Origin of the sequence: Pseudomonas sp. MWU13-2100 (assembly GCF_023242365.1) — a bacterium.
GTDB lineage: Bacteria > Pseudomonadota > Gammaproteobacteria > Pseudomonadales > Pseudomonadaceae > Aquipseudomonas.
On record NZ_JALLIX010000032.1, the window covers coordinates 23,309 to 44,932 of the forward strand.

The 21,624-nt window shown below is 56.5% G+C and carries 18 protein-coding genes and 1 pseudogene; 16 read left to right on the forward strand and 3 right to left on the reverse strand.

Annotated features, from left to right (window positions below; genetic code table 11):
• Positions 1 to 21 precede the first annotated feature (21 nt).
• The 3 genes from mupP to M5B99_RS20675 form a co-directional block, all read right to left on the reverse strand.
• On the reverse strand, positions 22 to 693 hold the full coding sequence (gene mupP / locus M5B99_RS20665) for an N-acetylmuramic acid 6-phosphate phosphatase MupP (RefSeq protein ID WP_248805770.1): 672 nt from the start codon (positions 691 to 693) through the stop codon (positions 22 to 24).
• A 3-nt stretch (positions 694 to 696) separates the two neighbouring features.
• The gene (ubiG, locus tag M5B99_RS20670) at positions 697 to 1,395 is read right to left on the reverse strand and encodes a bifunctional 2-polyprenyl-6-hydroxyphenol methylase/3-demethylubiquinol 3-O-methyltransferase UbiG (RefSeq protein WP_248805771.1); all 699 of its coding nucleotides are present in this window, start codon (positions 1,393 to 1,395) and stop codon (positions 697 to 699) included.
• A gap of 89 nt (positions 1,396 to 1,484) precedes the next feature.
• Positions 1,485 to 2,816 carry a TRZ/ATZ family hydrolase gene (locus tag M5B99_RS20675; RefSeq protein ID WP_248805772.1) on the reverse strand — a complete coding sequence of 444 codons (1,332 nt, stop codon included), beginning with the start codon at positions 2,814 to 2,816 and terminating at the stop codon, positions 1,485 to 1,487.
• 109 nt (positions 2,817 to 2,925) lie between these two features.
• On the opposite strand from M5B99_RS20675, the gene mtnA reads away from it, so the two are divergent.
• The 16 genes and pseudogenes from mtnA to M5B99_RS20755 all read left to right on the forward strand — a co-directional run bounded on the left by mtnA (position 2,926) and on the right by M5B99_RS20755 (position 21,602).
• On the forward strand, positions 2,926 to 4,002 hold the full coding sequence (gene mtnA / locus M5B99_RS20680) for an S-methyl-5-thioribose-1-phosphate isomerase (protein WP_248805773.1): 1,077 nt from the start codon (positions 2,926 to 2,928) through the stop codon (positions 4,000 to 4,002).
• A 327-nt stretch (positions 4,003 to 4,329) separates the two neighbouring features.
• Positions 4,330 to 6,981, forward strand: a complete 2,652-nt coding sequence (gene gyrA / locus M5B99_RS20685; RefSeq protein WP_248805774.1) for a DNA gyrase subunit A — start codon at positions 4,330 to 4,332, stop codon at positions 6,979 to 6,981.
• A gap of 93 nt (positions 6,982 to 7,074) precedes the next feature.
• Positions 7,075 to 8,160 (forward strand): 3-phosphoserine/phosphohydroxythreonine transaminase, encoded by a 1,086-nt coding sequence (gene serC, locus M5B99_RS20690; protein WP_248805775.1) that lies wholly within the window; start codon positions 7,075 to 7,077, stop codon positions 8,158 to 8,160.
• A complete protein-coding gene (gene pheA, locus M5B99_RS20695) occupies positions 8,160 to 9,254 on the forward strand; it encodes a prephenate dehydratase (RefSeq protein ID WP_017129662.1) in 1,095 nt (364 codons plus the stop codon). Before serC ends, pheA begins: the two co-directional genes overlap by 1 nt.
• Before the next feature lie 11 nt (positions 9,255 to 9,265).
• A complete protein-coding gene (gene hisC, locus M5B99_RS20700) occupies positions 9,266 to 10,378 on the forward strand; it encodes a histidinol-phosphate transaminase (RefSeq protein ID WP_248805776.1) in 1,113 nt (370 codons plus the stop codon).
• Positions 10,371 to 11,321: pseudogene (locus M5B99_RS20705) on the forward strand (prephenate dehydrogenase/arogenate dehydrogenase family protein); the annotation flags it as partial. The gene hisC and the pseudogene M5B99_RS20705, both read left to right, overlap by 8 nt.
• Before the next feature lie 5 nt (positions 11,322 to 11,326).
• Positions 11,327 to 12,016, forward strand: a complete 690-nt coding sequence (cmk, locus tag M5B99_RS20710) for a (d)CMP kinase (RefSeq protein WP_248805777.1) — start codon at positions 11,327 to 11,329, stop codon at positions 12,014 to 12,016.
• Between the two features lie 120 nt (positions 12,017 to 12,136).
• Positions 12,137 to 13,828 (forward strand): 30S ribosomal protein S1, encoded by a 1,692-nt coding sequence (rpsA, locus tag M5B99_RS20715; RefSeq protein ID WP_100939090.1) that lies wholly within the window; start codon positions 12,137 to 12,139, stop codon positions 13,826 to 13,828.
• Positions 13,829 to 14,014: 186 nt separating this feature from the next.
• On the forward strand, positions 14,015 to 14,296 hold the full coding sequence (locus M5B99_RS20720) for a hypothetical protein (protein WP_248805778.1): 282 nt from the start codon (positions 14,015 to 14,017) through the stop codon (positions 14,294 to 14,296).
• A 122-nt stretch (positions 14,297 to 14,418) separates the two neighbouring features.
• Positions 14,419 to 14,733 carry an integration host factor subunit beta gene (ihfB, locus tag M5B99_RS20725; protein WP_104448966.1) on the forward strand — a complete coding sequence of 105 codons (315 nt, stop codon included), beginning with the start codon at positions 14,419 to 14,421 and terminating at the stop codon, positions 14,731 to 14,733.
• 19 nt (positions 14,734 to 14,752) lie between these two features.
• Positions 14,753 to 14,962, forward strand: coding sequence for a hypothetical protein (locus tag M5B99_RS20730; RefSeq protein ID WP_248805779.1), 210 nt, complete (start codon positions 14,753 to 14,755; stop codon positions 14,960 to 14,962).
• 185 nt (positions 14,963 to 15,147) lie between these two features.
• Positions 15,148 to 16,191 carry an LPS O-antigen chain length determinant protein WzzB gene (locus tag M5B99_RS20735; RefSeq protein WP_248805780.1) on the forward strand — a complete coding sequence of 348 codons (1,044 nt, stop codon included), beginning with the start codon at positions 15,148 to 15,150 and terminating at the stop codon, positions 16,189 to 16,191.
• A 468-nt stretch (positions 16,192 to 16,659) separates the two neighbouring features.
• Positions 16,660 to 17,937, forward strand: a complete 1,278-nt coding sequence (gene tviB / locus M5B99_RS20740) for a Vi polysaccharide biosynthesis UDP-N-acetylglucosamine C-6 dehydrogenase TviB (RefSeq protein WP_248805781.1) — start codon at positions 16,660 to 16,662, stop codon at positions 17,935 to 17,937.
• 59 nt (positions 17,938 to 17,996) lie between these two features.
• Positions 17,997 to 19,046 carry an NAD-dependent epimerase/dehydratase family protein gene (locus M5B99_RS20745; protein WP_248805782.1) on the forward strand — a complete coding sequence of 350 codons (1,050 nt, stop codon included), beginning with the start codon at positions 17,997 to 17,999 and terminating at the stop codon, positions 19,044 to 19,046.
• A gap of 5 nt (positions 19,047 to 19,051) precedes the next feature.
• Positions 19,052 to 20,275: an oligosaccharide flippase family protein gene (locus M5B99_RS20750; protein WP_248805783.1), complete on the forward strand. Its 1,224-nt coding sequence runs from the start codon at positions 19,052 to 19,054 to the stop codon at positions 20,273 to 20,275.
• A gap of 232 nt (positions 20,276 to 20,507) precedes the next feature.
• The gene (locus M5B99_RS20755; protein ID WP_248805784.1) at positions 20,508 to 21,602 is read left to right on the forward strand and encodes a hypothetical protein; all 1,095 of its coding nucleotides are present in this window, start codon (positions 20,508 to 20,510) and stop codon (positions 21,600 to 21,602) included.
• The last annotated feature ends 22 nt before the right edge of the window (positions 21,603 to 21,624 follow it).

Sequence of the window (21,624 nt, forward strand, 5' to 3'; positions counted from 1 at the left end):
AATGTAATACAGCTGGCAGGCTCAACAGCTGCACAGCGCGTTATCCAATACCGTGCGTAACTCCAGCGGATGATCGACCACCACATCGGCGCCCCAGTGATCGGGATTGTCGTCCGGGTGGATGTAGCCGTAGCGTACCGCTGCGGTGCGGGTGCCGGCGTCGCGACCGGACTCGATATCACGCAGGTCATCACCGACGAACAATACGCTGGCCGGGTCAAGGTCGAGCATCTTGCATGCAAGGATCAGCGGCTCCGGGTGGGGCTTGCTGTTCGTCACATGGTCCGGGCAGATCAGCAGTGCCGAACGCTCTGCCAGCCCCAACTGTTGCATGATCGGCTCGGCGAAGCGCAGCGGCTTGTTGGTGACCACGCCCCAGAGCAGATTGGCCTTCTCGATGTCGGCCAACAGCTCGGCCATGCCGTCGAACAGGCGGCTATGCACGACGCAGGCCTTGAGGTAGCGCTCGAGGAACTCCTGGCGCAAGTCTTCGAAGCCCGGCGACTCGGGGTCCATCATGAAGGTCACGGCGACCATGGCGCGGGCGCCGCCGGAGATCTCGTCGCGAATCGCCCGGTCGGCAATCGGCGGCAGGCCGCGCTCGGCGAGCATGGCCTGGCAGATGGCAATGAAGTCCGGCGCGGTGTCGAGCAGGGTGCCGTCCATGTCGAAGAGAACCGCTCTCAAACGCATGGGTCACTCCTCGCGCAGGGTCTGGATCATGTAGTTGACGTCGACGTCCGCCGCCAGCTTGTAGTGTTTGGTCAGGGGGTTGTAGGTCAGACCGATGATGTCCTTGACCGCCAGGCCCGCCTCGCGGCTCCAGGCGCCGAGCTCGGAGGGACGGATGAATTTCTTGAAGTCGTGGGTGCCGCGCGGTAGCAGGCCCATGATGTATTCCGCGCCGACAATGGCGAACAGATAGGCCTTGGGGTTGCGGTTGATGGTGGAGAAGAACACCTGGCCGCCGGGCTTGACCATGCGGAAGCAGGCCCGGATCACCGAGGACGGGTCGGGGACGTGCTCGAGCATTTCCAGGCAGGTCACTACATCGAACTGCTCGGGCATTTCCTCGGCCAGGGCTTCGGCTGTGATCTGCCGATACTCGACGCTGACCCCGGACTCCAGTTGGTGCAACTGGGCCACGGCCAGGGGCGCTTCGCCCATGTCGATGCCCGTCACGGTAGCGCCGCGCTGGGCCATGGCTTCACTGAGAATGCCGCCGCCGCAACCGACGTCGAGGACCTTCTTGCCGGCCAGCTTGACCCGCTCGTCGATCCAGTTGACCCGCAGCGGGTTGATGTCGTGAAGCGGCTTGAACTCGCTTTCGCGGTCCCACCAGCGATGGGCGAGGGCTTCGAACTTGGCGATTTCAGCGTGGTCGACGTTGCTCATGGACTATCCTCTAAAGCTTGGAAATCAGGTTGATGCCGCCCGCCGGGCGTTGCGTCATCTTCAATTCAATACGCTCTATGGCGCGTCAATCAATGTGCCTGGGCGCCGATGCGCTGGCCCCAGGCCCGGGCCGTGGCCCCCAACTGCTGTTCATCCAGACGGGTCAGGCGGCGGTCTTCGAGCAGTGGCTTGCCGCCGACCCAGACATGCTGCACGCAGTCGCGGCCGCTGGTGTAGATCAGTTGCGATACCGGGTCGTAGATCGGCTGCCGGGCCAGGCCCGACAGGTCGAAGGCGACGATGTCCGCCGCCTTGCCGATCTCCAGCGAGCCGATCTCCTGTTCCAGGCCCAGGGCTCGGGCGCCATTGAGGGTCGCCATGCGTAATGCGCGGTGCGCGTCCAGGGCCGTGGCGGAGCCGGCGACGGCCTTGGCCAGCAGCGCGGCGGTGCGGGTTTCACCGAGCAGGTCGAGATCGTTGTTGCTCGCCGCGCCGTCGGTACCCACGGCCACATTCACGCCGGCTTGCCACAGGCGCTCCACCGGACAAAAGCCGCTGGCCAGTTTCAGGTTCGATTCCGGGCAGTGGATTACGCTGCTGTTGCTTTCTACCAGCAATGCCAGGTCATCATCGCTGATCTGGGTCATGTGCACGGCCTGGAAGCGCGGGCCGAGCAGACCAAGGCGGCCCAGGCGTGCCAGTGGGCGTTCGCCGCGGTGTTCCACGGACTGCTGCACTTCAAAGGCGGTTTCATGCATGTGCATGTGGATGGCGGCATCGAGCTCTTCGGCGATGACCCGGACTTTTTCCAGGTTTTCGTCGCCAACGGTGTAGGGTGCATGGGGGCCGAAGGCGATCTTGATCCGTGGGTGGTGCTTGAGGTCGCCGAACAGTTCGATGGCCTGGCGCAGCGATTCATCGGCGCTGGCGGCGCCGGGGATCGGGAAATCGAGGATCGGAATGGCGATCTGCGCGCGGATGCCGCTGTTGTGCACGCGTTCGCTGGCGATTTTAGGGAAAAAGTACATGTCCGAGAAACAGGTGATGCCGCCCTTGAGCTGCTCGGCGATGGCCAGGTCGGTGCCATCACGGACGAACGCTTCGTCGACCCATTTGGCTTCGGCGGGCCAGATATGTTGCTCCAGCCAGGCCATCAGCGGCAGGTCGTCGGCCAGTCCGCGAAACAGGGTCATGGCGGCGTGTCCATGGGCATTGACCAGGCCGGGGGCGAGTAGGGTCTCCGGCAGCTCGCGGACTTCCCTGGCGGCGAGTTTCAAGGCCTCGGCCCGGGGGCCGATAAAGGCGATGCGTCCGTCACGAATGCCCAGGCCATGCTCTTTGAGTACCACGCCTGCCGGTTCGACCGGGACCAGCCAGGTCGGTAGCAGGAGAAGATCGAGCGGGGCGGCGGTGTTCGGCATCGTGGACGGCTTCCGGGCTTTATCTGAAATAATGGCGAAGTATACCCGAGCGTCCTCATGGGGGGATCGCTATAATCGGCGGCTTTTGTTCCGGAGTGTGGGGTGAATCATGCGCGATCGGCTATTGGCTGCGGAAAAAGTGAAGGCCATCGATTGGCGTGATGGTGCCTTGTATCTGCTCGATCAGCGCATCCTGCCGTTCGAGGAAACCTGGTTGGCTTGCGACAGCGCGGCGGGGGTCGCCGAGGCGATTCGTTCGATGGTGGTGCGCGGTGCGCCGGCCATTGGCATCAGTGCCGCTTACGGAGTCGTGCTGGCAGCGCGGGCGCGACTGGCGGAGGGCGGCAACTGGCAGGTGGCGATGGAAGCCGACTTTGCCCTGCTGGCGAACTCGCGACCGACCGCGGTCAATCTGTTCTGGGCCCTGGACCGCATGCGCGAGCGTCTGGAGCGGGTCAAGGACGGTGCCGATCCGTTGGCGGCCCTGGAGGCTGAGGCAGTAGCGATCCATGACAGCGATCGCGAGGCCAATCTGACCATGGCGCAACTGGGGGTCGACCTGATCCGCAAGCACCAGGGCAATGCCCAGGCGATCCTGACCCACTGCAATACCGGAGCTCTGGCCACCGGCGGTTTCGGTACGGCGCTGGGGGTGATTCGCGGCGCCTTTCTGGAAGGCATGGTCGAGCAGGTCTATGTCGATGAAACCCGGCCCTGGCTGCAAGGCTCGCGTCTGACTGCCTGGGAGCTGGCCAACGAAGGCATTCCGGTGACCCTGAACGCCGACTCGGCCGCCGCGCATATCATGAAGACCAAGGGCGTGACCTGGGTGATTGTCGGGGCCGACCGCATCACCGCCAATGGCGATGTGGCCAACAAGATCGGCACCTATCAGCTGGCGGTCTGCGCGATGCACCACGGTGTACGTTTCATGGTGGTGGCGCCGAGCTCGACTATCGACATGGATCTGGCCAGTGGCGACGAGATCCCGATCGAAGAGCGCGACGGCAGCGAGCTGTTGAGTGTCGGTGGTCATCGGGTCGGGGCCGAGGTCGAGGCCTTTAATCCGGTCTTCGACGTGACGCCGGCTGACCTGATCGATGTCATCGTGACCGAAAAAGGCATCGTCGAGCGTCCGGACACCGCGAAGATGGCCCAGTTGATGTGTCGCAAACGCCTGCATTGACCGGCTTTTGTCCTTGGCCTAGGGGTATTTTGCAGGCGGAAAAGGCAATCATTTTGCTTCTAAGCCCCTCTCGGCGCGCTCTCGGTCGGTTACAGCGGCCGCCCGTCTACGTCCTTGCCTCTGCCGGGGTAGGTGCGTGGCGGCGATTGTGATAACATCCGACGGTTTCCAGGGTGGCCCGAACCGGCTGCCTTCACTGCGCAGATCCAAGGCATAACTCGTTGATTTGTCGTAAGTCGTTGCAGGGCATCAGGCCCGCGGCGGCGAGCTTCGTTCGTCCCATATGGATGTGACGAAGTTTCACCAGAAAAAGGAATCAGGCTTCTCATGGGCGAACTGGCCAAAGAAATCCTCCCGGTCAATATCGAAGACGAGCTGAAACAGTCCTACCTCGACTACGCGATGAGCGTGATTGTCGGGCGGGCACTGCCTGATGCGCGCGATGGCTTGAAGCCCGTGCACCGGCGTGTGCTGTTCGCGATGAGCGAACTGGGTAATGACTGGAACAAGCCGTACAAGAAATCTGCCCGTGTGGTCGGTGACGTGATCGGTAAGTATCACCCGCACGGTGATACCGCGGTCTACGACACCATTGTTCGGATGGCGCAGCCATTCTCCCTGCGCTACCTGCTGGTCGATGGCCAGGGCAACTTCGGTTCGGTGGACGGCGACAACGCCGCGGCCATGCGATACACCGAGGTGCGCATGACCAAGCTGGCGCACGAGCTGCTGGCCGACCTGCATAAGGAAACCGTGGACTGGGTGCCGAACTATGACGGCACCGAGCAGATCCCGGCGGTCATGCCGACCCGTATTCCCAACCTGCTGGTCAACGGCTCCAGCGGTATCGCCGTGGGCATGGCGACCAACATCCCGCCGCACAACCTCGGTGAAGTCATCGACGGTTGCCTGGCGCTCATCGACAACCCGGAACTGACCGTCGATGACCTGATGCAGTACATCCCGGGGCCGGACTTTCCGACTGCGGCGATCATCAACGGTCGTGCCGGTATCATCGAGGCCTATCGCACTGGTCGTGGCCGCATCTACATGCGCGCCCGTTCGACCATCGAGGACATCGACAAGGTCGGCGGTCGCCAACAGATCGTCATCACCGAGCTGCCATACCAACTGAACAAGGCCCGGTTGATCGAGAAGATCGCCGAGCTGGTGAAAGAGAAGAAGCTCGAAGGCATCACCGAGCTGCGCGACGAGTCCGACAAGGACGGTATGCGCGTGGTCATCGAGCTGCGCCGTGGCGAAGTGCCAGAGGTGATTCTCAACAACCTCTATGCCCAGACCCAGTTGCAGAGTGTGTTCGGCATCAACATCGTTGCGCTGATCGACGGTCGCCCGCGGATCCTCAACCTCAAGGACCTGCTCGAAGCCTTTGTCCGTCACCGTCGCGAAGTGGTGACCCGGCGTACCGTGTTCGAACTGCGCAAGGCCCGCGAGCGTGGGCATATCCTCGAAGGCCAGGCCGTGGCGCTGTCCAACATCGACCCGGTGATCGCCCTGATCAAGGCATCGCCGACGCCGTCGGAAGCCAAGGAAGCGCTGATCAGCATGCCTTGGGAGTCGTCGGCGGTGGTGGCGATGGTCGAGCGTGCCGGTGCCGATTCGTGCCGTCCGGAGACCCTGGACCCGCAATACGGTCTGCGTGATGGCAAGTACTTCCTGTCGCCGGAACAGGCGCAAGCCATCCTCGAGCTGCGTCTGCATCGCCTGACCGGCCTGGAGCACGAGAAGCTGCTGGCCGAGTACCAGGAGATCCTCAACCAGATCGGCGAGCTGATTCGCATCCTCAACAGCGCCACACGCCTGATGGAAGTGATCCGCGAAGAGCTGGAAGTGATTCGTGCCGAGTACGGTGACGTGCGTCGTACCGAGATCCTCGATGCCCGTCTCGACCTGACCCTGGGTGACATGATCCCGGAAGAAGAGCGCGTGGTGACCATTTCCCACGGCGGCTATGCCAAGACCCAGCCGTTGGCGGCCTACCAGGCCCAGCGCCGTGGTGGCAAAGGCAAGTCGGCGACCGGCGTCAAGGATGAGGACTACATTGCCCATCTGCTGGTTGCCAACAGCCACACCACGCTGCTGCTGTTCTCCAGCAAGGGCAAGGTGTACTGGCTCAAGACCTATGAAATTCCCGAAGCGTCCCGCGCCGCCCGTGGTCGTCCGCTGGTGAACCTGCTGCCGCTGGATGAGGGTGAATACATCACCACCATGCTGCCGGTGGAGGAGTACACCGAAGGTCACTTCATCTTCATGGCGACCGCCGACGGTACCGTGAAGAAGACCCCGCTGGAAGCTTTCAGCCGTCAGCGCAGCGTTGGCCTGATCGCCCTGGAGCTGGACGAAGGCGACGTGCTGATCAGCGCCGCGATCACCGATGGCGAGCGTGAGGTCATGCTGTTTTCCGACGCCGGCAAGGTCACCCGCTTCAAGGAGTCCGACGTCCGTGCCATGGGTCGTACGGCCCGCGGTGTGCGCGGCATGCGCCTGAATGAAGGCCAGAAGCTGATCTCCATGATTATCCCGGAAGAAGGCAGCCAGATCCTCACGGCTTCCGAGCGCGGCTTCGGCAAGCGCACCGCGATCAGCGAGTTCCCGGAGTACAAGCGCGGCGGCCAGGGTGTGATCGCCATGGTCAGCAACGAGCGTAACGGTCGTCTGGTCGGTGCGGTGCAGGTGCTCGACGGTGAGGAGATCATGCTGATTTCCGACCAGGGCACATTGGTGCGTACCCGTGTCGATGAAGTCTCCAGTCTGGGTCGTAATACCCAGGGTGTGACGCTGATCAAGCTGGCCAGTGACGAAACCCTGGTAGGCCTGGAGCGTGTCCAGGAGCCTTCGGAAGTCGAAGGCGAAGAACTGGAAGAAGGTGTCGAGTTGGACGGCGAAGTGTCGATCGATGACGCGGCCGACGACCAGGCGCTGGATGCAGCGACCGACGAGGCGCAACCGCAGGACTAAAAGCGCCTGTCTGCTCTACTCTCTACCGTAGGCGTAGCCGGTCTGGAGTAGGGCGCAGGCCGGTGTGTATTGAAAAGCATAGCGAGAGTGGATGTGAGCAAACGAGCCTATAACTTCTGCGCGGGTCCTGCTGCGCTGCCTGAAGCTGTCCTTTTGCGTGCCCAGTCCGAGCTGCTCGACTGGCACGGCAAGGGTCTGTCGGTCATGGAGATGAGCCATCGCAGCGATGAGTTCGTGTCCATTGCCACCAAGGCCGAGCAGGATCTGCGTGACCTGCTGGATATTCCCTCGGACTACAAGGTGCTGTTCCTGCAGGGCGGCGCCAGCCAGCAATTTGCCCAGGTTGCACTGAACCTGCTGCCCGAAAGTGGCAAGGCCGACTACATCGAGACCGGTATCTGGTCGAAGAAGGCCATCGAGGAAGCTTCGCGTTTCGGCAATGTCAATGTCGCCGCCAGCGCCAAGCCCTATGACTATTTCGCCATTCCCGGCCAGAACGAATGGAAGCTGTCGAAAGACGCGGCCTATGTTCACTATGTCTCCAACGAAACCATTGGTGGCCTGGAGTTCGACTGGATCCCGGAAACCGGCGACGTACCCTTGGTGACCGACATGTCCTCGGACATCCTCTCGCGTCCGGTGGATATTTCCCGCTTCGGCATGATCTACGCCGGGGCGCAGAAGAATATCGGCCCGAGCGGCATCGTCGTCAATATCGTTCGCGAAGACCTGCTGGGTCGTGCCCGTTCGATCTGCCCGACCATGCTCGACTACAAGGTCGCGGCCGACAACGGCTCCATGTACAACACTCCGCCGACCCTGGCCTGGTACCTGTCGGGCCTGGTTTTCGAGTGGCTCAAGGAGCAGGGTGGGGTTGAAGCCATCGGCAAGCTCAATGAAGTCAAGCAGCGCACGCTGTATGACTTTATCGACGCCAGCGGCCTGTACAGCAACCCGATCAACAAGACCAACCGCTCCTGGATGAACGTGCCGTTCCGCCTGGCCGACGACCGCCTGGACAAGCCATTCCTGGCTGGCGCCGAGGAGCGGGGCCTGTTGAACCTCAAGGGCCACCGTTCGGTGGGAGGCATGCGCGCCTCCATTTACAACGCCGTCGACATCAACGCGGTGAACGCGCTGGTGGCGTACATGGCAGCGTTCGAGAAGGAACACGGCTAATGTCCGAGCAAGAACTCAAGGCACTGCGCCTGCGTATCGACAGCCTCGATGAGAAAGTTCTCGAACTGATCAGTGAGCGTGCTCGCTGCGCCCAGGAAGTCGCGCGGGTAAAAATGGCCTCGCTGGCCGAAGGCGAAGTGCCGGTGTTCTATCGTCCCGAGCGTGAAGCTCAGGTGCTCAAGCGGGTCATGGAGCGTAACCAGGGGCCGCTGGGCAACGAAGAGATGGCGCGGCTGTTTCGCGAGATCATGTCTTCCTGCCTGGCCCTGGAACAGCCGCTGAAAGTGGCTTACCTGGGGCCGGAAGGTACCTTCACCCAGGCCGCGGCGATGAAGCATTTCGGCCATGCGGTGATCAGCAAGCCGATGGCGGCGATCGATGAAGTCTTCCGTGAAGTGGCGGCAGGCGCGGTGAATTTCGGCGTGGTACCGGTGGAAAACTCTACCGAGGGTGCGGTCAATCACACCCTCGACAGTTTCCTCGAACACGACATGGTGATTTGCGGTGAGGTCGAGCTGCGTATTCACCACCATCTGCTGGTGGGCGAAAACACCAAGACCGACAGCATCAGCCGCATCTACTCCCACGCCCAGTCCCTGGCCCAGTGCCGCAAGTGGTTGGACGCCCATTACCCGAACGTCGAGCGCGTGGCGGTTTCCAGCAACGCCGAAGCGGCCAAGCGGGTCAAGGGGGAGTGGAACTCGGCGGCGATTGCCGGTGACATGGCGGCCGGCCTGTATGGCTTGACTCGCCTGGCGGAGAAGATCGAGGACCGTCCGGACAACTCCACGCGGTTCCTGATGATCGGCAGCCAGGAAGTGCCGCCTACCGGCGACGACAAGACCTCGATCATTGTTTCCATGAGCAACAAGCCAGGTGCGCTCCACGAGCTGCTGGTGCCGTTCCACGACAACGGGATTGACCTGACGCGTATCGAGACCCGACCTTCGCGCAGTGGTAAATGGACGTATGTGTTCTTTATCGACTTCGTCGGCCATCACCGCGACCCGCTGGTCAAGGGTGTGCTGGAGAAGATCAGTCAGGAAGCTGTCGCCCTCAAGGTGCTGGGCTCCTACCCGAAAGCGGTTCTGTAAAGGCGTTGATCATGAGCGGTAACTTCCTCGCCCTGGCGCAGCCGGGCGTGCAACAACTGTCGCCTTACGTTCCGGGCAAGCCCGTGGACGAACTGGCCCGTGAGCTGGATATCGATCCGGCGCGGATCATCAAGTTGGCGAGTAACGAGAATCCCCTGGGGGCGAGTCCCAAGGCCCTGGCGGCGATTCATGCTGCCCTGGCGGATTTGACCCGTTATCCGGATGGTAATGGTTTCGAGCTCAAGCAGCGTCTGTCCGAGCTGTGCCGGGTACAGGCCAGCCAGGTGACCCTGGGCAACGGTTCCAACGATATTCTCGAGCTGGTCGCCCGTGCCTACCTGGCACCGGGGTTGAACGCGGTGTTCAGTGAGCATGCCTTTGCCATCTATCCCATCGTGACCCAGGCGGTGAATGCCGAGGCTCGTGTGGCGCCGGCCAAGGACTGGGGGCACGACCTGACGGCGATGCTCGCAGCCATCGACGCAAACACCCGGGTGGTGTTTATCGCCAATCCGAACAACCCGACCGGCACCTGGTTCGGTCCACAGGCGCTGGAAGCGTTTCTCGCCGCGGTGCCGCAGGATGTCCTGGTGGTGCTGGACGAGGCCTATATCGAGTACGCCGAAGGCGTCGATCTGCCGGATGGTCTGAACTACCTGGCGAGTTACCCGAACCTGCTGGTTTCGCGGACCTTCTCCAAGGCCTATGGCTTGGCGGCCTTGCGTGTCGGTTATGCGCTGTCGTCGCCCGCCGTGGCGGATATCCTCAACCGCGTTCGCCAACCGTTCAACGTCAACAGCCTGGCATTGGCAGCGGCCCGTGCGGCCCTCGACGATGTCGAGTATGTCGCCCGGAGCCGGCGTTTGAACGAAGCAGGCATGCAGCAACTGGAAGAAGGCTTTCGTCAGTTGGGGCTGGGCTGGATCCCCTCGAAGGCCAACTTCATCGCGGTCGATGTCGGTCGTGAGGCGGGGCCGGTGTATCAGGGGCTGCTGCGTGAAGGTGTGATCGTGCGTCCGGTGGCCGGCTACGGCTTGCCGAAGCACTTGCGGGTCAGCATTGGCCTGGCCGCTGAGAACAGTCGTTTGCTGGAGGCGCTGGCCAGGGTCCTGGCCCGTGGTTGATGTCATGTCGATGCAATCTGTGAAGCCTATGATCGGCCGCCTTGTGGTGGTGGGTCTGGGGTTGATCGGCGGATCCTTTGCCAAGGGGCTGCGGGAAAGCGGTCTGTGCCGGGAAGTGGTCGGTGTTGACCTTGATCCGCTATCACGTGAGCTTGCGGTCGAGCTGGGTGTGGTCGATCGCTGCGAGGTCGACCTGGCGGCTGCTTGTCAGGGCGCCGATGTGATTCAACTGGCGGTACCGATCCTGGCCATGGAGAAAATGCTCGGTTTGCTGGCGGGCATGGACCTGGGGCAGGCGATCCTCACGGATGTCGGCAGTGCCAAGGGTAATGTCGTGCGCGCCGCCACTCAGGCCTTTGGCGGCATGCCGTCGCGTTTTGTTCCGGGGCACCCGATTGCCGGGTCCGAACAGAGTGGCGTGCAGGCTTCCAACAGCGCGCTGTTCCGTCGGCACAAGGTGATCCTGACGCCCTTGGCCGGGACCGATCCGTCGGCGCTGGCGACGGTCGATGCGCTCTGGCGGGCCCTGGGCGCGGATGTCGAGCACATGCAGGTCGAGCGCCACGACGAAGTGCTGGCGGCGACCAGTCATCTGCCGCACCTGCTGGCCTTCGGCCTGGTGGACTCGTTGGCCAAGCGCAACGAGAACCTGGAGATTTTTCGCTATGCAGCGGGCGGATTCCGCGATTTCACACGGATCGCTGGCAGCGATCCGGTGATGTGGCACGATATCTTCCTGGCCAATCGCGATGCTGTGCTGCGCGCGCTGGACAGTTTTCGCAGTGACCTGGACGTCTTGCGCGATGCCGTCGATGCCGGGGACGGACCTCAGTTGCTGGAGGTTTTCCAGCGCGCGCAGGCGGCGCGCGAGCATTTCGGCAGAATTCTGGCCCGTCGGGCTCGCAAGGGCACCCTGAACGCCAATGATGATCACAAAGAGGCACGGTCGTGAATATTCAAGCTCCAGTTATCACCATTGACGGGCCGAGCGGTTCGGGCAAGGGCACGGTCGCCGGGATTCTGGCCAAGCGCCTGAACTGGTGCCTGCTGGATTCCGGCGCCCTGTACCGGCTGCTGGCGTTCGCCGCGCGCAACCATGGGGTCGACCTGACCAACGAGGAACTGCTCAAGGCCCTGGCCGCCCACCTGGACGTGCAGTTCCTCGGTGCGACCACTGATCGTGCGGCGCGGATCATTCTCGAAGGCGACGACGTCACCGAAGATATTCGCAACGAGCAGGTCGGCGCCTGGGCGTCCCAGGTGGCGGCGTTGCCGGCGGTGCGTGAGGCTTTGCTGCAACGCCAGCGGGCGTTCCAGGAGCCGCCGGGCCTGGTGGCCGATGGCCGGGACATGGGCACGGTGGTGTTTCCCGATGCGCCATTGAAGATTTTCCTGACCGCAAGCTCCGAGGAGCGGGCTCGTCGCCGGTACTTGCAGTTGAAGGCCAAGGGCGATGATGTTAGTCTGTCGAGTCTGCTAGATGAGATACGTGCACGCGATGAGCGTGACACCCAGCGAGCGGTAGCCCCGCTCAAGCCGGCGGCTGACGCCATACAGCTGGATTCCACGGAATTGTCCATCGAGCAGGTGCTGGAACGCATCATGAGCGAGATCGCCATTCGCGATATCGCCGGGTGACCAAGAGGTGTGCGGGGGACCAGTCATAGTCCCGCATAGGCTCTTTCATATGAACGTAACCCACACCGTCTGGGGTGTGGCAGATGGGCGTATTCTTCGCCCTTATCAACAGGAATTAAAATGAGCGAAAGCTTTGCGGAACTCTTTGAAGAGAGCTTGAAGACCCTTAATCTTCAGGCTGGTTCGATCATCACCGGTGTTATCGTTGATATCGATTACCAAGCTCGTTGGGTCACTGTCCACGCCGGTCTGAAGTCTGAAGCTCTGATCCCGCTGGAACAGTTCTACAACGATGCTGGCGAGCTGAACATCAACGTCGGTGACGAAGTTCACGTGGCGCTGGATTCGGTTGAAGACGGCTTTGGTGAAACCAAGCTGTCCCGTGAAAAAGCCAAGCGCGCTGAATGCTGGATCGTTCTGGAAGCAGCCTTCGCAGCCGAAGAAGTGGTCAAGGGCGTTATCAACGGTAAGGTTAAAGGCGGCTTCACTGTCGACGTTAACGGCATCCGTGCGTTCCTGCCAGGTTCTCTGGTTGACGTCCGTCCAGTGCGCGACACCACGCACCTGGAAGGCAAAGAGCTCGAGTTCAAGGTCATCAAGCTCGACCAGAAACGCAACAACGTTGTCGTTTCCCGCCGCAGCGTCCTGGAAGCCGAGAACTCCGCCGAGCGTGAAGCTCTGCTGGAATCCCTGCAGGAAGGTCAGCAAGTCAAAGGTATCGTCAAGAACCTCACCGATTACGGCGCATTCGTCGATCTGGGTGGCGTCGATGGCCTGCTGCACATCACCGACATGGCTTGGAAGCGTATCAAGCACCCATCGGAAATCGTCAACGTTGGCGACGAGATCGATGTCAAGGTTCTGAAGTACGATCGCGAGCGCAATCGTGTTTCCCTGGGCCTCAAGCAACTGGGCGAAGATCCATGGGTTGCTATCAAAGCCCGTTACCCAGAAAGCACTCGCGTCACCGCTCGTGTTACCAACCTGACCGACTACGGCTGCTTCGCTGAGCTGGAAGAAGGCGTTGAAGGCCTGGTACACGTTTCCGAAATGGACTGGACCAACAAGAACATCCACCCTTCGAAAGTCGTACAAGTCGGCGACGAAGTGGAAGTCATGGTTCTGGACATCGACGAAGAGCGTCGTCGTATCTCCCTGGGCATCAAGCAGTGCAAGTCGAACCCATGGGAAGACTTCTCTGGCCAGTTCAACAAGGGCGACAAGATCTCCGGCACCATCAAGTCGATCACCGATTTCGGTATCTTCATTGGTCTGGACGGCGGCATCGACGGTCTGGTTCACCTGTCCGACATCTCCTGGAACGAAGTGGGCGAAGAAGCCGTGCGTCGTTTCAAGAAGGGCGACGAGCTGGACACCGTTATCCTGTCGGTTGACCCAGAGCGCGAGCGCATCTCCCTGGGTATCAAGCAGCTGGAAAGCGATCCGTTCTCCGAGTACGTCTCGGTTAACGATAAAGGCGCCATCGTTAAAGGCATCGTGAAAGAAGTTGACGCCAAAGGCGCCATCATCGTTCTGGCCGACGATATCGAAGCGACTCTGAAAGCCTCCGAAATCAGCCGTGACCGCGTTGAAGACGCGCGCAACGTTCTGAAAGAAGGCGAAGAAGTAGAAGCCAAGATCATCAGCGTTGACCGCAAGAGCCGCGTGATCCAGTTGTCGATCAAGTCGAAAGACGTTGAAGACGAAAAAGAAGCCATCCAGAGCCTGCGCGACAAGCCAGCTGCTTCGGATGCTCCAGTCGACACCACTCTCGGTGCTCTGCTGCGTGCTCAGATGGAAAAACAGAACTAAGTTCTGTCAGACCATAGAAAAAGGGCGACTTCGGTCGCCTTTTTTTGTGCCCGAAATTTGAGGTTAAACATCTGAAACAAATCCATGGTAGCGATGGTCTGATGCCTATGTGCTGGAGCCTTTTTCGTCAGGGATGGTTGATTTAAGCGCTGGGGGCGGATCAGGGTCCCATCGGTAAGGAAGTGAATGAACAAGCTAATGGTTATTCTCGCGTTGTTCATGCTTGCAGGGTGCGTCACCCATGCCAAGACTCACGCCAGGCACGGTGTGAGTGGTATCGAGATTGACTGCTCAGGGCTGGGGTCGGATTGGGACAGGTGCTACAAGCGGGCGGCCCGGGAGTGTAAGGCCCAGGGTTATAAGGTGATCACCAGGTCCAGTGATGCCAAGGATGAGGAGGGTTGGTATCCTTTTGGCTGGAATCCAGCCGGTGCCGTCACTCGCACCATGCTGGTGATTTGTAATTAGCTGTCTCGGTACGGTGTTTTGTCCACATGTAGATAAGTCAATAGATGGGCTGTTCAAAAACCTCCGCACATGCTAAAACCTTCGAAGTGCTTTCCTAGCTGCTTGAAAAAGAAGGGAAAAATATGACGAAGTCGGAGTTGATCGAACGAATTGTCACCCATCAGGGGCTGCTCTCATCCAAGGATGTGGAGCTGGCCATCAAGACCATGCTTGAGCAAATGTCCCAATGTCTGGCTACTGGAGATCGCATCGAGATCCGGGGGTTTGGCAGCTTCTCTCTGCACTACCGCGCTCCACGGGTTGGTCGTAATCCGAAAACCGGGCAGTCTGTCAGTCTCGACGGCAAATTCGTCCCGCATTTCAAGCCGGGTAAAGAATTGCGTGATCGTGTAAATGAGGAAGAGGAGGGTTTGGGTGGTGATGAGTTGGCGAGATGAGAGTTGCATCAAGCGATTCATGATCACTGGGTTTGTCTTGTTAATATCAATTACAAGCCTGCTGCTCTTCGTGCTGGAAAACCAGCAGCTTGTCGTTGTTTCTCTCTTCGGTTTTTCGTCACTCCAGCTACAGATCTCGCTGTTCGGAGTTGCTTTGTTCCTGATGTGGATGATTTTTGCTGGAGCGGTCGTGGTGGCTCATTTTCTGGGGAGGAGGCGCGGACGATAGGCTAGGCATTGATTTTGCCTGGTGTTATTGATCTGCGCGCCCATGGGTGCAATAAAATATTTTCGTGACTTTAGAAAAGGGGTGTTGTAATCTCCTATTTTTCCGTCTGGTTCGTTTTGACTCTTCTAAAATGGTTTGGTTTTTGTAATTAACTTAACTGCTTAAGTAAAAAAGGCTAGCAATATATGCGTGTTGATTCAAAAAAAGATAATGCGTTGGAAGAATTTGAGTTTCGAAGATTTGTTCGTGCGTTTTTAAGGCAGAAATTTGTTGTTATCGGTTCTACTGTTTTGGGGGCTGCTCTGGCAGCGAGCTATGCTTTTCTGGCTTCTCCCGTTTATGAGGCGAAAGTTTCTGTGATGCCGCCGTCTCAGAGTGATATATATAACTTTAACTACGGTCGAATAAGAGAGCCGGGGTTGGCTCCTTACACAGTTAACGATGTCTATAATATTTACACTCGATATCTGCAGGCAGAGGCCCTCCGTCTAGATTTTTTTAGCAAGATTTATGTGCCGAGTTTGCCCCTGGAGGAGCAACAAAAATCCCGGGATGTCCTGCGCTCGAAGTTTTCCAAGGTGTTGCGTGTGGTTCCGCTGCTCGGGGAAAACGCTGGCAGGTATTCGGTTGTCGTGCGGGCCACTAATCCCGAGACAGCCAAAGAGTGGGTTGCTGAATATGTGGCTCAGGCTGGTGAATTAGCCAAGAAGGAAATAATCAAGAACGTTTCAATTGAGTCTGAGGTCTGGGCTCGTAATTTGGAGCAGCAGATTAGTTCCGCCAGAGAGAAAAGCAGCAAGGCTAGAGAAGACTCAATTGCCAGGTTGGGTGAGGCGCTGCAGGTTGCCGAGTCAATCGGTCTGGAGAAGCCGCCAGCGATCACGGTGAGTCAGTCGGCCATTGCGGGTGGGGAGGCTGGCCAGCTTACGTATATGCGTGGCGCGAAAGCGCTAAGGGCGGAAGTTGAAAGTTTACGGGCGCGCCAGTCTGATGACCCTTTTACGGATAACTTGCGTGATCTTCAGGATCGATATAGCTTCTTCAAGGCGCTGAAAATAGAGCCGGCGGTGGTATCTGTCTATCGGCAAGACGGGGTTGTGGAGTTGCCAGATAACCCGGTGGAGCCTCACAAGGCTCTGATCCTTATATTGGGTGTTATTGCTGGCCTGATCGTAGGCATTGCTTTCGTATTGCTTCGTGGGCTGTTTGTCGCTAGGTCGGAAGAATAGGGGTTTTGGAAAATCAGCCTGGGAGGGGATTTCTGTCCTTGGCTCAGAAACAGACTGTTTGGCCGTTTAGTTGAAGCGGATCGGGTTCTGGTTGGGGTGTTGATTTCAGCGCCCTTGCTACTGTCGAATCTGACAGGAATGTTTGCAGGTAAAACGCCGCTATCCGGGAGTCGCATGTTTTTTTAATGTGCGGGGTTGAATCTGTGCCCGGTACCATGCTAGTCCGGGTGCGATCAAAGATTGGTAATCGCGTCGAAGCGGCTTGCGTTGCAGGCGTGGTTTTGAGTGTGTGCAGGTGGAAAGGAGGGTGTTGAGCTCTTCGTTGGCTTTCTGAAAATTCTTATGGCTCCCATAGGCGCTTTCGGTATAATTTCTAATTTGCGCAGCCGTAATGTCTATTCAAAAATGCGAAATTTTGCGCGTTTTTTTTGCGATCGACTTAATATTGATGAATGGCAAGGGAAAACAATGCTTAAACTCGAAGATGTGAAGTTGGCCATAGTGGGGCTCGGTTATGTGGGCTTGCCGCTGGCGGTTGAGTTTGGCAAAAAAATGCAAGTCGTCGGATTTGATATCAGCCAGCTTCGAATCGAGGCGCTCAAAGCCGGTCATGACGCTACTCTCGAAGTGTCTGATTCTGAGTTGCGTTCTGCGTCGGGTTTAAGTTTTAGCTCTGTGCTGGAAAATTTGTCTGCCTGCAATATATATATTGTTACCGTCCCAACCCCGATTGATGAGCATAAGAGACCGGATCTGACTCCTTTGGTTAAAGCCAGTGAGTCGATTGGACGTGTTTTGAAAAAGGGCGATATCGTTATTTATGAGTCAACAGTCTATCCTGGCGCTACTGAAGAAGACTGTGTTCCAGTGCTGGAAAAAGTATCCGGACTGAAGTTCAATGTCGATTTCTATGCAGGCTATAGCCCGGAGCGGATAAATCCTGGCGATAAAGAGCATCGTGTTACTACCATCAAGAAAGTAACTGCAGGGTCCACTCCAGAGGTCGCTGATCTGGTTGATGCTTTGTATAATGAAATAATTGTCGCCGGCACTCATAAGGCCAAAAGTATCAAGGTTGCCGAGGCGGCGAAGGTTATTGAAAATACACAACGCGACTTGAATATTGCCCTGATCAACGAGTTGGCACTTATTTTTAATAAAATGGGTATCGACACTCAGGCGGTTCTGGAGGCGGCTGGGACGAAGTGGAACTTCTTGCCTTTCCGTCCGGGACTGGTTGGCGGCCACTGCATCGGTGTAGATCCCTATTACTTGACTCACAAGGCGCAATCCATCGGATATCATCCGGAGATCATTTTGGCGGGTCGTCGCTTGAATGACAGCATGGGAGCCTATGTGGTATCTCAACTTGTCAAGGCGATGCTCAAACGCAAGATTCATGTTGATGGTGCTCGCGTCTTGATCATGGGGTTGACGTTCAAAGAGAACTGCCCGGACCTGCGTAACACTAAAATCATCGATATCGTGAATGAACTTGCTGAATTCAATATTGTTGTTGATGTTTATGATCCGTGGGTAGATGCGGCGGAAGCAATGCACGAATACTCAATCACTCCTATCGGGCAACCACAGGTCGATTCTTACGACGGTATCATCTTGGCTGTCGCACACAGTGAGTTCTCTGCGATGGGGGCTGAGCAGATTCGCAGCCTGGGTAAAGCTGAGCATGTTCTCTATGATCTCAAGTACCTGCTGGATGCCTCTCAATCAGATCTGCGTCTCTGAATATCAGGGTCTGTAAAGACCCTGATTCGTTACCGCCGGAAAAACAAGTCGAGAGTCAAATGATCCGTTTCGAAGAAGTTAAAGCTGAAATTCAACAATCCCCAAAGGTTTGGCTGATTACGGGGGTGGCCGGATTTATTGGCTCCAATTTACTGGAGACACTGCTGCAATTAGATCAGCGGGTTGTAGGTCTCGATAACTTTGCAACAGGGCACCAGCATAATCTCGATGAAGTGCAATCAATAGTGAGCCCTGAACAATGGGCACGCTTTGTGTTGGTAAAAGGTGATATCAGAAATATTGACGATTGCCGATCCGCGATGACTTTCCCTGCGGCCACCGATATTCCGGTGGATTACGTCTTGCACCAGGCCGCATTAGGTTCTGTTCCACGTTCCATCAATGATCCCGTTACAACGAACAGTACCAATATCGACGGTTTTCTGAATATGTTGGTTGCGGCGAAGGATGCGAAAGTAAAAAGTTTTACTTATGCCGCGTCCAGTTCTACCTATGGCGATCATCCTGGACTTCCAAAGGTTGAAGGTGTGATTGGCAAGCCACTGTCCCCTTATGCGGTCACAAAGTATGTAAACGAACTGTATGCTGAGGTTTTTTCCAGTACATACGGGTTCAATACCATTGGGCTTCGCTATTTTAACGTCTTTGGCAAGCGTCAGGATCCGAATGGCGCCTATGCAGCCGTGATCCCTAAGTGGACGGCGGCCATGATCAATAATGAAGCGGTTTTCGTCAATGGTGATGGTGAAACAAGTCGGGACTTTTGCTTCGTAGAAAACGCAGTGCAAGCCAATATACTGGCTGCCTGTGCCAGTCCTGAAGCAAAGAATAATGTTTACAACGTCGCGGTCGGTGACAGGACAACATTGAATCAGGTTTTTTTCTGCATCAAGGACGCGTTGGCTCGTGTTGATGTCAACTCTACATCGGATATGGTCTATCGGGATTTTCGGGCTGGCGACGTAAGGCACTCGCAGGCGAATATTGATAAGGCCAAGACTTTGTTGGGCTATAAACCACTATTCACTGTTGGTGAGGGTATGTTGAAATCAGCAAGTTGGTATGTCTCCTTCTTTGCAGGAAGTTAAGGTTAGTGACTAAAGAGATCTGCGCTATCACTGTTCTTGCAAACAAACTTTGCATGTTTGTATTGTTGTTCAGTTTGGCAAGAATTTTAGGCGTCGAACTATACGGCGTGTTTTCTTACCATTACGCGATAGTCACAGGCATCGCAACGGTGGTAGGAGAGTGCTTGAGTGTGGCGTTGAGTCGTTATGCGATCCTGAATGCAGAGGAAGTAAATTACAAGACCTCTTTGGGGCTCATGTCATGGGGCGGCATCATTGTAGCTGTCCTTTGTGTCATCGTGTTTTTGATTTTTCCGGCGCCAGCTTCTTCTTACGGAATGAATCCCGGTTACTTGCTGATCGGAGCATTTTTTCTGGGTTTCGCTTGTGTTTGCAATTTGACTATAACCGGATTGATGTTCTCCCTTAACACCTCGGGGAAATGGGCTGCTGCACTGGCGGTCCACGGTCTTATTGGATTGCTGCTGGTAGTTTCCATTGCGAAGATTACAGGGCAAATAGAAGGGGTTATTCTGACGCTCGCGATTTGTACGTTAATCGCGCCTGCATATGGATTCTTTACAATAAAGAAAAACCACTTCAGACATGGTGACAAGGGGGGGCGAGAGTCTTCTTTTTTTCGACAAATTACGGCATTGCTTTCGCGCTCAGGGGCTCCTACTATTGCTGGTAGTATGCTACTTGGGGCGCCTGTTCATATTGTTTGTCTGATGATATTTGCCAAATCGAGCTTGAACGTATCGGAGGTTGGCTATTTTAATCTGTTTTTCCTTTTTTATATTCTGGTCACTGTGTTGCCAAGCTCGCTGACATCCTATGCCATTGTAAAGCTGGCAGGAAGCGGGAAGAGCGCCAGTAAGCTGTACTTGATGCTCGGGCTATCAATTTCAGTATGCTTGCCTGTGTTCCTGGTCTTGTCGCAGAGCTATTGGCTGTGCCTGCTCGGCAGTCGTTTTTGCAGCAAAAATGATCTTCTGGCTTACGCAGTATTGGCGGGTGGCATAGGGCTTACGACTACAATCGTCACTCAAATATTGCACAGTAAAAACATGACCAGGGTTGTTTTTCTTGGTAGCTGTGTTTATGCGTTTGTTTATTTGTCGCTGACAGTAGTGGCAGGGTTAAAAGGCGATATGTTGGCGGTCGATCTTTTCAGGTCCTTTGTTTCCGCGCTGGCCGCTCAAATTGCCGTGCTTGCGGTCCTGGGTGGCCGTAAGTTGGTGCAGTGATGAACATATTGAACATGCGCGTTGGTGGCACAAGGTGCATGTCTGAAAGTAATATTGGGGCCAGTATTGAGTCTGGTTTACGGTTCAGTTGCGTTTTTTTTGTTGGTTAAGGCTAATGGTTATATTACTGGTTTCGACGTGCTTGCTGGTATTGCTTGTGCAATGCGTTCTGTGTCTGATATCAAAAAAATATCTCGTTGCTTTGTACGCCGTTTGCTATTCGGTGCCGTTTTTGGGGCTCGTCAGTTGCTTGTGGAGCGAGACCATTAAACTTTGGCCTATTGGAAACTATGAATTTTATCTGGATGACTTGTTAGTATTCCGACTTTCGCTGGTCTGGTTTCTTGGGGTTGCTGGTGGACTCGTTGCTTATCTATTGTCATCGCTGGTGCCGCCCAGAAATTTGCAAGTAGAGCGAAAAACATTTTTTTCTGCGTCGGACTTCAAGTTAGCAGGGGGCATTTTTATTGCGCTGTCCGTCTTCCTTATCGGCTTCAGGTTCGTGAACGCGGGCGCACTGCTTGAAATGTTCACGGGTGTCGAGTCAGTGATAGTTTTTTCCATCATTGCGATCATTGCCTTGGCATTTTCCTACCCATCCAGATCGATGTTTTTTGTGTCTGCGGCTCTGGTGGTTTCTTATTCTATTGTCAACTCAATGGCGGGGAAACGTGATTTTGTTGTCGTGGTTGTCGCTTCGATTCTGGGGCTGTTGTTTCGCTATAATCAGTTTGTCAAGCTTAAAACTCTGTTGTCCGTTGCTGTATTCATGGCTTTTCTGCTCCTCAGCGGTGTTGTTGTTTCAATGAACCGATTGGATGTGCCCTTTACGTCGGATAATATTACACAGTATTTCTTGTTCAACTCCTGGAATGCGATAATTTTGCCGCTCGTTCAGCAGTTAACCAATTTCTGGGATGGGGAGCACCTGCGTTACGGCCAGACCTATCTCGATATGTTTCTTTCGCTACCACCTTCACCTTTATATTCGGCTTTGGGTATGGAAAAACCCATTGTGGTGGATAATCCTGCCTTCTGGTATTATATTACCGGGCTCGGTGGGATCCACTCTGCTGGCGTGGCTTTTGAGAATTTCGGACTGTTTGGTGTTTTCCTCAATGGATTCATCAGTGTCTGCTTCTGGCGGTTGATCGACTCGCGCTGTCGCGAGGACGATTTTTTGCGAATTTTCTTGTACATGCTGTGTGCTTCATCGGTTATGCACTCTGTTTGGTACGGCGAAATATACTTGCTGAACTCATTGGTTTTTTATGTGATGGCATTAGGATTATTCTTCACGATGAAGCTCGTTCGGGTTTTGAAGTGAGTTTTAATATTTTCATTGGATT